At 57.5% G+C, this 13385-nt stretch carries 11 protein-coding genes; all 11 read right to left on the bottom strand.

Annotation, left to right across the window (positions count from 1 at the left end; genetic code table 11):
• Positions 1 to 26: 26 nt before the first annotated feature.
• Positions 27 to 2801, bottom strand: coding sequence for a hybrid sensor histidine kinase/response regulator (locus AC2Q8J_RS14800; protein WP_286837902.1), 2775 nt, complete (start codon positions 2799 to 2801; stop codon positions 27 to 29).
• A 22-nt stretch (positions 2802 to 2823) separates the two neighbouring features.
• Positions 2824 to 4101, bottom strand: a complete 1278-nt coding sequence (gene purD / locus AC2Q8J_RS14805) for a phosphoribosylamine--glycine ligase (RefSeq protein ID WP_424144555.1) — start codon at positions 4099 to 4101, stop codon at positions 2824 to 2826.
• Between the two features lie 152 nt (positions 4102 to 4253).
• Positions 4254 to 5834, bottom strand: coding sequence for a bifunctional phosphoribosylaminoimidazolecarboxamide formyltransferase/IMP cyclohydrolase (purH, locus tag AC2Q8J_RS14810; protein WP_204996692.1), 1581 nt, complete (start codon positions 5832 to 5834; stop codon positions 4254 to 4256).
• 33 nt (positions 5835 to 5867) lie between these two features.
• Complete coding sequence (gene fis / locus AC2Q8J_RS14815) at positions 5868 to 6167, bottom strand: DNA-binding transcriptional regulator Fis (protein WP_027874278.1); 300 nt, start codon at positions 6165 to 6167, stop codon at positions 5868 to 5870.
• Positions 6164 to 7147 (bottom strand): tRNA dihydrouridine synthase DusB, encoded by a 984-nt coding sequence (gene dusB, locus AC2Q8J_RS14820; protein WP_444804247.1) that lies wholly within the window; start codon positions 7145 to 7147, stop codon positions 6164 to 6166. Before dusB ends, fis begins: the two co-directional genes overlap by 4 nt.
• Positions 7148 to 7258: 111 nt before the next feature.
• Complete coding sequence (locus AC2Q8J_RS14825) at positions 7259 to 8122, bottom strand: zinc-ribbon and DUF3426 domain-containing protein (RefSeq protein ID WP_486451657.1); 864 nt, start codon at positions 8120 to 8122, stop codon at positions 7259 to 7261.
• Positions 8123 to 8196: 74 nt separating this feature from the next.
• On the bottom strand, positions 8197 to 9090 hold the full coding sequence (gene prmA, locus AC2Q8J_RS14830; protein WP_372878577.1) for a 50S ribosomal protein L11 methyltransferase: 894 nt from the start codon (positions 9088 to 9090) through the stop codon (positions 8197 to 8199).
• 74 nt (positions 9091 to 9164) lie between these two features.
• On the bottom strand, positions 9165 to 10505 hold the full coding sequence (gene accC, locus AC2Q8J_RS14835; protein WP_027874281.1) for an acetyl-CoA carboxylase biotin carboxylase subunit: 1341 nt from the start codon (positions 10503 to 10505) through the stop codon (positions 9165 to 9167).
• Between the two features lie 44 nt (positions 10506 to 10549).
• On the bottom strand, positions 10550 to 11017 hold the full coding sequence (gene accB / locus AC2Q8J_RS14840; protein WP_204996695.1) for an acetyl-CoA carboxylase biotin carboxyl carrier protein: 468 nt from the start codon (positions 11015 to 11017) through the stop codon (positions 10550 to 10552).
• A gap of 33 nt (positions 11018 to 11050) precedes the next feature.
• The gene (gene aroQ / locus AC2Q8J_RS14845; RefSeq protein ID WP_027874283.1) at positions 11051 to 11491 is read right to left on the bottom strand and encodes a type II 3-dehydroquinate dehydratase; all 441 of its coding nucleotides are present in this window, start codon (positions 11489 to 11491) and stop codon (positions 11051 to 11053) included.
• Positions 11492 to 11664: 173 nt separating this feature from the next.
• Positions 11665 to 13356 (bottom strand): protein-disulfide reductase DsbD family protein, encoded by a 1692-nt coding sequence (locus tag AC2Q8J_RS14850; protein WP_486451658.1) that lies wholly within the window; start codon positions 13354 to 13356, stop codon positions 11665 to 11667.
• Between the last annotated feature and the right edge of the window lie 29 nt (positions 13357 to 13385).

Raw genomic sequence — 13385 nt, forward strand, 5'->3', positions numbered from 1 at the left:
CAATCTCGCCTTATTGTACGGCAAACTCAGTCTTTCTGATGCTGGTAGCCCGTCCAGCGCTGTATCGACTCGGCCAGCTCCCACAGGCGGATCGGTTTCACCAAGTGAAGGTCCATGCCGGCGTTGAGGTAGCTGTCGCGCTGCTCGTCCAGGGCGTTTGCCGTCAGCCCGAAAATCGGTGTGCGCTCGCGCTCCTCTTCCTGTTCAAATTGCCGAATTTGGCGCGCCGCTTCAATGCCGTCCATCACCGGCATTTCCACATCGAGTATAACTAAGTCGTAGTGGTCGCGAATAAAAAAGTTCAGGGCTTGCTGGCCGTTTTCCGCATGTTGAACAGTGATTCCCAGGCTTTTGAGCATGCGCGACAGCACCAGCGCGTTACTGGGGTTGTCCTCGGCGATCAGGCAGCGCAGAGAATGATAATTCAAGGCGTCGCTGCTGTATTGATCTATGTCGTGACCGCGCTCGGCAACACGCGATTCGCCCAGTAGTGCGCTGCGCAGGGCAATATTGCCCAGCGGTTTACTCAGTACCCGTTGCACCCCTGCCGCTTGCAGCTCTTCCCGGCGATACGAAATATTCGCATGGGCAAGTAGCAGCACGCTGGGTTGATGGTCGGCGTTGGCGAATTCTTCTTTTACCCGGCGTGCCAGCAGCAGGCCGTTATCGCTTTGTCGGTGGTCGATCAATACAAAATCGACGGGGGCATTGATCAGGCGTTGGTTGCGCATGATGGCCAGCGCGGCCTGCTCATTGGTGGCGGAGAAGACACCCATCCCCCAGGGCGAGCATTGTTTATTGACCACCTCGCAAAAGGTGCGGTTGCTGTCCACCACCAGAAGGCGTTTATTGTTCAGCAGGTCGGTTGCTTCGGGGCTTGGCAGCTTATTGCTGATCACTCCCAGTTGCAGTGTCATACACAGGGTGTGTACGTCGCGACTGGCGCTGCTACGCAAGCTAATTTGCCCGCCCATGAGGCTGACGAGACGAGCGATAATGGCAAATCGCGTGCTCATTGCGCTGTCTTTTTTATCAACCTTGGGGCGTTGAAGCGCCTGCCGTTCATCGCCGGTGAAATTGCTGCCACGGTGGGACACTTCCACCTGAAGGTGGCCGGGGCGAGGGGAGGCCGGGCTAATTTTTAACAGGATAAAGCCGCCTTCGGCGTGTTCGAAGGCGCTGTTTAGGCTGTGAATAAGCAATTGGCGCAGTCGCGACAGGTCCCCAAGCAGCTGCATTGGCAGGGTGTTTGATAAATCGCTGATCAACTCCAGGTCGCGTTCTGCAGCCATGTTTCGGAAACTGGACAGGGCGTCGCTGACCAATTCAGGCAGTGCGATGAGCTGGCTGTTGAGGTCGATATCGCTGTCGCTAAATCGCGCGGCTTGCCCCGCTTCTTCGAGCAGCTGCAGTAACTCATGGCTGGAGCGTTGCAGGCTGCGCAAATAGTCTTCCTGGCTGGCGGTCAGTTGGGTCTCTTGAAGCAGCTCTGTCACGCCCAGCATTGCGCTGATAGGGGTGCGGATATCGTGAGTGATGCGCGCCAGCACTTCGCTTTTCGCGCGGTTTACCTCATCGACCACGGCGATGCGCTGAGCATCCTCGTGCTGCATACGCCAGCGCTTGCGGCTGCGGGTAATCAGCAGTGTGGCGTGAGCGAGAGCAACGATCACAGCGGCCAGCGAGAGTAAGGCATTCATGTCGTAGATATCGAGAACGCCAAGCAAGTAGCTGAGCTGGGCCAGCAGATAAATGACCAAGGTGAGGCTTTTACCCAGCAAGTAAAACAACAGGAGCCGACTGTAGCTGACAAAGTAGCCATTCAAGCCCGCAAACAGCGTAGACGCGGCGGTGAGTGGCACCAAAATGCTCAACAGAATGCCGCTGTAATGGGCGTCGGTGATAATACTGAAGGGCAGCGCTGCGACGAGCAGGAAAAGGATTCCGCGCAAGATGTTTGGCCAATGGCCTGGGCGCTGCTTGGGGTACACGGGGAATCCTAGCGCAAAGATCACTTCGGTCAGCAAGATGCCGATCGCTGAAATGATCATAATTGGGCTGTCCCAGGGGGGCAGCATACCGCGGGGTTGGCCAAGGTAGCCCCAGGCCATCAGCTGTGAGCCCATCACCAAGACGCCAAATATGCACAGATTGGCAAATAGCGGTTCCCGGTATATCAGGAAGGCAACCAGACAGTAGATGCTGACGGTACTGAGTACGCCAAGCAGAAAGAAATTTCCAATATCGCGTTGGCTGCTTTCTGAAATAAACGCGATATCGCTAAAGAGTTTGGCAGACACTCGGATATCGGCGTGCTTGTCGATGCGCACATAAATATTGGTAGCGCTGCCGGCGGGCAGGTTTAAGCGGTAGATTCGCTGGGGTCGCAGCATATCTTGCGGAGGGAAAACCGTGGCCCGCTCTTCGGCGGGCGTGCCGCTGCGATGGGCGTAGACGGTTACCTCGCCCAAATGCGCCGGGCGCAATTCCAGTATGCGGCGCAGGGTTTCGTTGTGGGTGTTGCGAAAGCGAAACAGCAGCCAGTAGGTTTGGGTGCTGCCATCGAGCATTAAATCGCCATTTTCAAGTGGCCGAAAGCTGCGCTGAAAGGTTGGCTGAAGCAGGTCGTCGATGGACAACTGACCGCTGCGATCTTCGTATATTTCGCCGGATTGACTGATGTCGACCCGCGCCACGGCCGGATCCAGGATGACGGCGGCGTGGCCGATGTGGCTTGTGGCAAGAAACAGTAGCAGGCTGCTGAGCAGCAGCCTCAAATCAAGGCGTATCGCGATGGGCATCCTGCACATAATCAAGTGACCGCTATTCCCGAGCGATGGCGCGATAGGCGATATCACTGCGGAAGAATACACCTTGCCAGTCGATCTGTTTGGCGACGTCGTAGGCCAGTGCCTGGGCTTCGCTTACGCTATTGCCCATGGCGGTAGCGCACAGTACTCGCCCGCCGTTGGTTGTCAGCTTGTCGCCGTCTAATTGCGTGCCGGCGTGGAAGACCTTGGTGCTGGCGGTTTCTGCGGGGATACCGGTAATTTCATCGCCCTTGTTGTAGCTGCCGGGGTAGCCGCCGGCGGCGAGTACAACACCAACCGCAGGGCGTGGGTCCCATTGCGCCTCAGCGTTGGCCAGCGTGCCAGCAAGCGCCGCCTGACACAGAGCGACGAGGTCAGACTGCAAGCGCAGCATAATGGGTTGTGTTTCCGGGTCGCCAAAGCGGCAGTTGTATTCAATAACTTTTGGTTCACCCTCGGGGCTGATCATCAAGCCGGCATACAGAAAGCCCGTGTAGCGGTTGCCTTCTTCTGCCATGCCGCGAACGGTTGGCATAATAACCTGTTCCATAATGCGCTGATGAACGTCTGGCGTTACCACTGGCGCGGGTGAGTAAGCGCCCATGCCACCGGTGTTGGGGCCAGTGTCGCCATCGCCAACACGCTTGTGATCCTGGCTGGTTGCCATCGGCAAAACGTCTTCACCGTCGACCATCACGATGAAGCTGGCTTCTTCGCCGACTAAGAACTCTTCAATCACTACGCGGCAGCCGGCGTCGCCGAATGCATTGCCGGACAGCATGTCGCGCACGGCGTCTTCAGCTTGTTCCAGTGTTTCTGCAACGATAACGCCTTTGCCCGCCGCCAGGCCGTCGGCCTTGACGACAATCGGTGCGCCTTGCTCGCGAAGGTAGGCAAGCGCTGGCTCGAGTTCGGTGAAGTTTCCATAGGCCGCAGTGGGGATGTTGTGTCGGGCAAGGAAGTCCTTGGTAAAGGCTTTGGAGCCTTCCAGTTGTGCCGCGCCCTGGCTGGGGCCAAAGCAGGGCAGGCCGCGTTTGGCGAAGAAATCCACCACGCCGTCTACCAGTGGCGCTTCAGGGCCAACGATGGTCAGCGTGATATCGTTGCTTTCGGCAAAGTTTGCCAGTGCCTCGAAATCGCCTACGCCTATCTCGACATTTTCTATGCCCGTGTCCAGCGCAGTGCCGGCGTTGCCTGGTGCGACATAAACGGTTTCAACATTGGCAGACTGGGCCGCCTTCCAAGCCAGAGCGTGCTCACGGCCACCGGAGCCAATAATCAATACGTTCATTTCAACTGCGTCCTATTTCTACGGCCATCACGGCTGCGTGATTTAGCTAAACGGCCTTGACTCATGTTTGCTTCAAGGCCGAAGAAATTATCTTTTTTCTATCGATTCGGTGCTGGCGTCGCCGGCAGATAGCTGCCGGCGAGGTATCGGCGTTAGTGGCGGAAATGGCGCATGCCAGTGAATACCATTGCCATGTTGTGCTCGTCGGCGGCGGCAATGACTTCTTCGTCACGAATTGAACCGCCCGGCTGAATGATGCAGCTAATGCCAACTTTCGCCGCATTGTCGATGCCATCGCGGAAGGGGAAGAAGGCGTCGGATGCCATCACGGCTCCCTCAACTTGCAGGCCCGCGTGCTCGGCCTTAATAGCGGCGATGCGCGCGGAGTTCACGCGGCTCATCTGCCCGGCGCCGACACCGATCGTCTGGCGATTTTTGGCGTAGACAATCGCGTTCGACTTAACGAATTTGGCGACTTTCCAGGCGAAGATCAAATCGTTGATCTCGTCTTCACTGGGCTGGCGCTTGCTCACTACTTTCAGCTCACCGGCAGTAATCATGCCGAGGTCGCGGTCTTGCACCAGCAGGCCGCCGTTGACGCGTTTATAGTCAAAGGCAGCTTGTGGGCTATCCCACTCTCCGCAGCTCAGCAGGCGCACGTTTTTCTTGGCGGCTACAACGGCGCGCGCATCTTCGCTGACGCTTGGGGCGATAATCACTTCCACAAACTGGCGGTCGCAAATGGCTTGCGCCGTTGCGGCATCGAGCTCGCGGTTGAAGGCGATAATACCGCCAAAGGCCGATTCAGGGTCGGTGGCGAAGGCCAAGTCATAGGCTTCGCCGATCCCGTTGAGCGACACTGAGACACCACAGGGGTTAGCGTGTTTAACAATCACGCAGGCGGGCTTGGTAAAGCTCTTCACACACTCAAGTGCTGCATCGGTGTCGGCAATATTGTTGTATGACAGCTCCTTGCCCTGCAGCTGCGTTGCGGTGGCAATGCAGGCTTCGCTGGGGTGGCGCTCAACATAAAACGCTGAGTCTTGATGGGGGTTTTCGCCGTAGCGCATTTCCTGGGCTTTAACGAATTGGCTGTTAAAGGTACGCGGGAATTTGTCGCTGCCGCCGGGAACGAGTCTGCCGAAGTAATTGGCGATGGCGCCGTCGTACGATGCCGTGTGCTCGTAGGCTTTGATGGCGAGGTCGAAACGGGTGCTGTGCAGGGTTGCACCGTCGTTGGCACGCATTTCCTCGATAATGGCGTCGTAGTCGCCGGCGTTTACCACAATGGCAACGTCGCGGTGGTTCTTGGCCGCTGCGCGAACCATGGTCGGGCCGCCGATATCGATATTCTCGATCGCATCTTCCAGGCTGCAATCTGGCTTGGCAACGGTGGCCTCAAAGGGGTAGAGGTTAACAACTACCATATCGATAGCGTCAATGCCGTGCTCGCTCATGACAGCATCATCGGTGCCGCGGCGGCCGAGAATACCGCCGTGAACTTTCGGGTGGAGGGTTTTCACCCGGCCATCCATCATTTCAGGAAAGCCCGTGTAGTCCGCAACTTCCGTCACGCTAATGCCGTTGTCTTGCAGTAGGCGGTAGGTGCCTCCGGTGGACAGGAGTTCTACCCCCATCTCGGTAAGCTGGCGGCCAAAATCGACGATGCCAGATTTGTCGGATACGCTGATTAGCGCGCGTTTAACGGGGCGTGAAGTCGTCTCGGTAGTCATCCGGGCGGTGTTCCTCTGGGTGCGATGGCGGGTTTATAGCAGGTCGTATTGTTTCAATTTTTTGCGCAGCGTCCCGCGGTTGAGACCGAGCATTTGCGAAGCGCGGGTTTGATTGTTGCGGGTGTACTTCATTACCTCTTCGAGCAGTGGCGCTTCTATCTCAGACAACACCATGTTGTAGACGTCGCTGACATCTTGGCCGTCGAGGTTTGAGAAGTAATTGTTCAGGGCGATAGCGACACTGTCGCGCAGAGTTTTGGCTTGCGAAATATCATCGGCCGGAGCGGTGCTGACTGGGCTGCTCTCGGCAGCGCTTAATGGGCTGAGGTTCATGCTGCTGCATCCTGTAATTTGTCGCTGTGCTGTTCAAAAAAGCTCTGTACAGCATCTAGTTGTGCACTCGCGTCTTCCAGGCGGTTGAAGTGGCGCCTGAAATCCACGTTATTAAAGTCCTGCAAATACCACGCGCAGTGTTTGCGTGCGATGCGCAGGCCCTGATGTTCACCGTAAAAGTGATGTAATGCTTTGATATGCGAGAGCATGACCTCGCGCATTTCCGCAGTTTGAACGGGGGTGTATTCGCCCCCTTCCAATGCTGCATTGATCTCCCGGAACAGCCAGGGTTTACCCTGAACGGCGCGCCCCAGCATGACACCGTCGGCGCCGGTGTGCTGCAGGACCGCGAGTGCCTTTTCAGGGCTGTCGATATCGCCATTGGCCAGTACTGGCATTGATACGGCCTGCTTGATCGCCGCTATCGTGTCGTACTCGGCATTGCCATTAAAGCGGCAGGCGCGCGTACGGCCGTGTACGGCCAGTGCAGCAATGCCGCAGTCTTCTGCCAGGCGAGCTATATCAACGCCGTTGCGTTGCTCGGGCGACCAGCCAGTGCGAATCTTCAACGTTACCGGCACCGAGACGGCGGCGGTGACTTGGCGAAGAATCGCCTCGACAAGTTCGGGTTCACGTAGCAGGGCGGACCCCGCCGCGCGTTTGCAAACTTTCTTTGCCGGGCAACCCATATTGATATCGATAATATGGGCGCCATCGTCTGCACAGCGACGTGCAGCGTCGGCCATCATGGCCGGCTCGGCGCCGGCGATTTGTACCGAGCGCAGAGCATCGTCGTCCTTCGCGAGGCGCAGGTGGCTTTTGCGTGTGTGCCACAAGTCGCTATTGCTAATCAGCATTTCCGATACGGTCAAGCCAGCGCCAAACTGCAGACACAGTTGCCGGAAGGGGAGGTCGGTAATGCCCGCCATCGGCGCCAAAACAGCGCGAGCGGGGAGCTTGTGAGGACCAATCCGGATCATCGCCATGCCCCGTTAAAGGAGAGACCGTGGGAAAACAGGGCCGCTATTCTACTCGCTAGATTTTGCTTTCGGTAGTCTTGCGCTCAGAAAATAACCAGTGTAACGACCCCGCTAAGGTCGACTGAAAAGGCGGAGTTCGTAGTTGACCGCATCGGCCGCCGGGGCGGCGATTTCCAAGGCGATATGCACGGGCTGGCCGCTATCGAGCTGGGACAGGGCGTTTAGCTCGCCGGCCAGGTACTCGCTTGGATAGAACAGGCGGCTGGCTAACTCAATACCGTGAATATTACTGAAACGCAGTTGTAGCAGGGGGAAGTCGCGCGCGCCATCCGCCTTGTTGAGCAGAATGGCATCTACCTTGAGGGCATCGGCAACGTCGGGATGGGGGCGAACAAGAAGCTTTTGGCTAACAATGTCGCGACTTGGCTGTGGCCTCGGTGTAGGTTGATTCGGCACGCAGGTCAGCGACAGCTGCGCGCACTGGGATAACGCAAACGCTTTAATCTCGGGCGGCAGGTTAGGGTGGCTGAGTATGTCGCTCCTCTGCCAGTACGCCCACTGAGCCAGCAGGGCTATCAGCGCCAGGCTATTTACTAGTAGCCAGGGCCAGCGACGTTGCGCTCGTGGCTGATGAAATTCAAAGCCGTGGTCGTTGGTGGACAAGCCTTCTAGCAGCTCGGGGCCGAGCTTTTTATCGCTGCCAGCGGCGCCGGTTTCGTCCGAATCGTTTGAGTCCGGTTCCGGTGAATCCTGTGCGGGTGTTGTGTTGGCCGTCGGCGCCACTAGCGCGTCAAAGGCCTCGCGCTGAGCGGGGGTGAGCTGCTCGGTGGCATTGAACACGTGTTGGCAGACGCCGCAGCGAAGCAGGCCATCGGCGATGGCAAGGTCGGAAAATTGACAGCGAAAGCGGGTGTCGCAGGCTGGGCAACACACGCTGTCGAGCAAGTTGTCGTTTGCGTTATGGGCGTCTGGCATGTCGGTTGTGCCGGGGCTGGGCAGTCCTCACTGCAATTCGTGGAGCAGAGTATAGGGGCTGTCTTCAGTCGATGCTACTTGGCCGACTCGCTGTTGCGCTGGCCGCTGACACGGAGCCATTCTTCCCGCTGCTCGCTAGCCAGGCCGACAAACCAACGTTGGTAGCATTGCTTAATCGTGTCGCCTTGGCTGTCCAGTATGCCCGACAGGCAAATAGGCGCGCCAGGGTCCAGGCAGGCGGCGAGGGTCGGCGCCAACTCCATCAGCGGTCCGGCTAAAATGTTGGCGAGCAACACGTCGCCGTGAAGGCCAGGTGGAACCTCCTCGGGGAGGTAGCAAGCCAGCTTGTCGCTGTCGATATTATTGCGCTTGGCATTTTCGCTGGTGGCCTGCAGCGCTTGTGGATCGGTGTCGACGGCAATCAGTTTCTCTGCACCCAGTAGCAGCGCCGCAATCCCGAGAATACCTGAGCCGCAGCCGTAGTCGATGACGGTCTTGCCGGTCAGGGGTTGGCTGTCTAGCCAGTTTAGGCACAGCCAGGTGGTCGGGTGGGTGCCGGTTCCGAATGCCAGGCCGGGGTCCAGCAGTAGGTTTACTGCCGTTGGGTCAACGGGCTCGCGCCAACTAGGGCAAATCCAAAGCCGCTTGCCGCATTGCAGAGGTTGGTAGCTGTCCATCCACTCGCGAATCCAGTCTCGGTCTTCAAGAATCTCGATGCGATGCTTGGGTAGCTCGCCTACCAGAGCGTTCAATTGTGCGAGGACCGTGACCATGTCTGTGTCGGCCTGGAACATGCCGGTGACGCGGGTGTGCTGCCAGATCGGGGTGTGGCCGATGGGGGGCTCAAAAAGCGGTTGATCGGCATTGTCTTCAAGGGTCACCGATGCGGCGCCGCAGTCCAGAAGGGCATCCTCAAGGGCAGAGGCGGAGTCGGGGTTGGCGTCGAGGCGAATCTGTAGCCAGCTCATGTCAGGTCTCGGTAGCAAAAAATAAAAAAGGGGCCTGTTGGCCCCTTGTCGGTGTCAATGAAAACCGGAGTAAATCAGATTTTCAGTTTCTTTTCGAGATAGTGGATGCTGACGCCGCCCTTGGCAAAGGCATTGTCGCGCACCAAATCGCGGTGCAGTTCGGTGTTGGTGCGAATGCCGTCTACGACCAGCTCGTCCAGCGCGGTGCGCATACGGCTTAACGCCGACTCGCGGTCGTCTCCCCAGGTGATGATCTTGGCGATCATCGAATCGTAGTGGGGAGGCACGGTATAGCCGCTGTAGAGGTGGGAGTCGACGCGCACACCAAGACCGCCGGGTGCGTGGAAGTGCTTGATGTTACCCGGGCAGGGCATAAAGGTTTTTGGATCTTCGGCGTTGATCCTGCACTCGAAAGCATGGCCGCTAACCACGATGTCTTCCTGACGAAGGCTCAGGGGCTCACCGCCGGCGATCTTGAGTTGCTCTTTGATCAGGTCGACGCCGGTGACCATTTCGCTAACCGGGTGCTCAACCTGAATACGGGTGTTCATTTCAATGAAGAAGAACTGGCCGTCTTCGTAGAGAAACTCAAAGGTGCCTGCGCCGCGATAGTTGAGAGTTTTACAAGCCTCAACACAAGACATTGCCACTTCGTTGCGCACGTCATCGGGAATACCCGGGGCGGGAGCTTCTTCCAGCACCTTCTGGTGGCGGCGCTGCAAAGAGCAGTCGCGATCCCCGAGGTGAATGGCATTGCCCTGGCCATCGGCGAGTACCTGAATCTCCACGTGCCGTGGATTCTCTAGGAATTTCTCGATGTATACGGTATCGTCACCAAAGGCCGCCTTGGCTTCAGACTGAGTAACATATACCGCGTTAAGCAGAGCGGCTTCACTGTGCACCACTCGCATGCCGCGTCCACCACCACCGGCAGCCGCTTTGATTATTACCGGATAGCCAATTTTGCGGGCGATGCTCAGGGTGCGGTCATTGTCCTGCGTAATGGGGCCGTCGGAGCCCGGCACCGTGGGCACGCCGGCTTTTTTCATGGCCTGAATGGCCGACACTTTGTCGCCCATCATGCGAATGACGTCGGCAGTCGGGCCGATAAAGGTAAACCCGCTGTTCTCAACCTGTTCGGCAAAGTCAGCATTCTCAGCAAGGAAGCCGTAGCCGGGGTGAATGGCGACGGCGTCGGTGATTTCTGCTGCGCTGATAATGGCAGGAATATTCAAGTAGCTGGCGGGTGAGGGGGCTGGTCCAATGCAAACCGACTCGTCGGCGAGGCGAACGTGCATCAGGTCGCGGTCGGCGATGGAGTGCACGGCCACGGTTTTTATTCCCAGCTCCTTGCAGGCGCGCAAAATGCGCAGCGCGATTTCGCCACGGTTGGCGATAACGACTTTTTTAAGCATGTGCTGTCCTCTGTGCAGTGATCGTGTGTGCGTGAATGGTGTGCTTACACGATGGTGATCAGAGGCTGGTCAAACTCCACGGGTTGCGCGTCGTCCAGCAAAATAGCTTCTACCACACCGGATTTGTCGGCTTCGATTTGGTTCATCATTTTCATTGCTTCGACAATGCAAACGACATCGCCGGCTTTAACGTGCTGACCGACTTCAACAAAAGCGGGAGAGCCCGGTGACGGCGAGCGGTAAAAAGTGCCGACCATGGGCGACTTAATAACGTGGCCGTTAATTTTTGGCTCGGCCTCGGCGGCCGGTGCAGGCGCTGCTGCGGGAGCGGGGGCTGGTGCGGCAGGCGCCGCTGCCGGTACCGCCTGGCTCACGTACTGCGGCGCCGCCATCTGCACGCTACCACTGTTGCGGCTGATGCGTACCGATTCTTCGCCTTCCTTGATTTCCAGCTCGTCGATGTTGGATTCTTCGAGCAGTTCAATCAGCTTTTTTACTTTCCTGATGTCCATAGTCACTCTCTTTTTTTAATGTGTTGCGAAGGGCTAGTCCTGCAGTTGTGACAGTGCGGCCTGCAGTGCCAGCAGGTAACCCTGTGGCCCCAGACCGCAAATCACCCCACGGGCAATATCTGAAAAATAGGAGTGCTGGCGAAAGGGTTCACGGGCGTGAACGTTCGACAGGTGCACTTCGATAAACGGAATGTCGACACCCAACAGTGCGTCGCGCAGGGCCACGCTGCTGTGGGTGAAGGCTGCCGGATTGAAAATAATAAAATTAATGCCTTCGGGCCGGGCCTGGTGAATTCGCTCGATCAGCTCTACTTCGGCATTGCTCTGTAAGCATTGGAGGTGATGGCCCGCGGCGCTGGCAGCGTCTTGCAGCTGCTGATTGATATCCTCGAGGCTGTGGTGGCCGTAGACCTCGGGCTCTCTGGTGCCAAGTAAATTGAGGTTAGGGCCGTGCAGCACGAGTATCGATGCCATGTTTCACCAGGGTTTGCTAGAGAAATTTCGCGTAGTTTGCCGCAATTGAAAATGCGAGTCCAACGAATTTGATGAATTTTTTAAGATGGCCGCAAGTTTCCCGCAAGATTGCGGACAATGGCAGGTTTTTCCCCGAAGTAAGTGTTTTCAGTGCTAACACTGAAAACACGCCTTTAAGGATGCAAAATGGCCATTACTGTGTCTTTGCTGAGAATCTGTGGCAAGACCTTCGGCGGCTGGCTGAGATCGGCGGGGTAGTAGATGTACAGCGGGATGCCATTGCGCTGGAAATCGGCCAACAGCTCGGTAATCACAGGGTCGTAGCGGGTCCAGTCGGCAACCACATAGCTCACGTTGGCGCGCTCGAATGCGTCGCGGATGTCATCGGTATTGAGAACCAACGCCTCATTGGCTGCGCAAGTGATACACCAGTCGGCGGTAACATCGAGGAAAACATTGCGGCCTGATTCACGCAGACTTTGGATTTGGCTGCGGTCAAAACCGGTTTGGCTGCTTGCGGGCGCTGGGCGTTGCAGGCCGCTGTGAAGCAGCAGTGGGATGGCCAGCGCGGTGATGGCTGCCAGCGCTTTCCCGCGTTTACCCAGGGGCCACAGCCAGATGCCAAAGCCCAGCAGTAGCCAGGTAATCAGCGTGGCTGCCATGGCATCGGCGCCGTTCTGACGGCCTACTACCCACGCCAGCCAAATGGCCGTGGCCAGCAAGGGAAAGGCCATGAACTGGCGCAGATGTAACATCCAGTCGCCGGGCTTGGGTAGCAGCTTTAGCCATTGCGGAAAGAGGGTTAATAGCAATACTGGCGCTGCCATACCGGCCCCCAGGCTCGCGAACACCAGCAGCGCGACGCCGGGTGGTTGGCTGGCGGCGTAGCCAATAGCGCTGCCCATAAAGGGCGCGGTACAGGGGCTGGCAACCAGTGTGGCGAGCACGCCGGTGAAGAAGCTGCCGCGATAGCCGGGTTCGCGGCTGATGTCGGCGCCGACATTCATCCATTTGCCGCCCAATTCAAAGAGTCCGAGCAGGTTGAGTGACAGCACAAAAAAGAGGCTGGCGAGCAGCGAAACAAATAGCGGGGACTGCAGTTGAAAGCCCCAGCCAATTGCTTGTCCGGCGTTTTGAAGTGTGATTAATAGTGCGGCGACCAGTAAAAAACTCAGCACCACACCGGCGCTGTAGATGAGGCCGTGACTGGCCGGGCTGCCCTGGTGAGCATTGCTGAAGCTCAGTACCTTTAATCCGAGTACCGGAAATACGCAGGGCATCAGGTTGAGGATCGCGCCGCCAATAGCGGCAAGGATCAGGGTGATCAGCAGGCCGCGGTTCTCGGTAGGTGCAGTGAGGGCGGCGGGCGTAGACGCCGCTGTATCAACTTCAGTGAACACGCCCTGGGCATCGCTGCTGAAGGTTTGACTGCGAGGCGGGTAGCACAGGCCTGCGTCAGCGCAGCCCTGAGAGACCACCGTGAGTTGGAGGTTGGCGGTGTCGGCGACGTCCAGCTGCAGTGTTGTGCCGTAATAGTAGACTTCGGTTTTACCAAAATACGGATCGTCTTTGACCTTGCCTGGTGAAAACTCTACCGTGGCATCGACGGGCTGGCCCTGGCGACTGAGGCTTACGGAAAAACGCTCGCGGTAAAGATAGTAGCCCTCGGCGATTTGCCAATCGATGCGAAGCCCGCCGTCACTGCTAACACTGGCTTTGTAGGCTTGTTCTACCGGTAAAAACTGCGCGCCTTGGGCAAAGCCGTTCGCACTAAAGTCGGTATTGCTGGCGGGGCTGAAGGGGTCGCTGGCGTAGCTAAAGAAGCTGGCACTGACTATACAAAACAGTAATAAAAACCGGTTCATAAATACTATCGCTGCAAAGTGGCGTTATC

The sequence above is a fragment of the Spongiibacter sp. C9W genome, from assembly GCF_057370015.1.

Coding starts and splice junctions, on each gene's coding strand:
- AC2Q8J_RS14800 (WP_286837902.1), bottom strand. CDS start 2,801: ATGCCCATCGCGATACGCCTTGATTTGAGGCTGCTGCTCAGCAGCCTG.
- purD (WP_424144555.1), bottom strand. CDS start 4,101: ATGAACGTATTGATTATTGGCTCCGGTGGCCGTGAGCACGCTCTGGCT.
- purH (WP_204996692.1), bottom strand. CDS start 5,834: ATGACTACCGAGACGACTTCACGCCCCGTTAAACGCGCGCTAATCAGC.
- fis (WP_027874278.1), bottom strand. CDS start 6,167: ATGAACCTCAGCCCATTAAGCGCTGCCGAGAGCAGCCCAGTCAGCACC.
- dusB (WP_444804247.1), bottom strand. CDS start 7,147: ATGATCCGGATTGGTCCTCACAAGCTCCCCGCTCGCGCTGTTTTGGCG.
- AC2Q8J_RS14825 (WP_486451657.1), bottom strand. CDS start 8,122: ATGCCAGACGCCCATAACGCAAACGACAACTTGCTCGACAGCGTGTGT.
- prmA (WP_372878577.1), bottom strand. CDS start 9,090: ATGAGCTGGCTACAGATTCGCCTCGACGCCAACCCCGACTCCGCCTCT.
- accC (WP_027874281.1), bottom strand. CDS start 10,505: ATGCTTAAAAAAGTCGTTATCGCCAACCGTGGCGAAATCGCGCTGCGC.
- accB (WP_204996695.1), bottom strand. CDS start 11,017: ATGGACATCAGGAAAGTAAAAAAGCTGATTGAACTGCTCGAAGAATCC.
- aroQ (WP_027874283.1), bottom strand. CDS start 11,491: ATGGCATCGATACTCGTGCTGCACGGCCCTAACCTCAATTTACTTGGC.
- AC2Q8J_RS14850 (WP_486451658.1), bottom strand. CDS start 13,356: ATGAACCGGTTTTTATTACTGTTTTGTATAGTCAGTGCCAGCTTCTTT.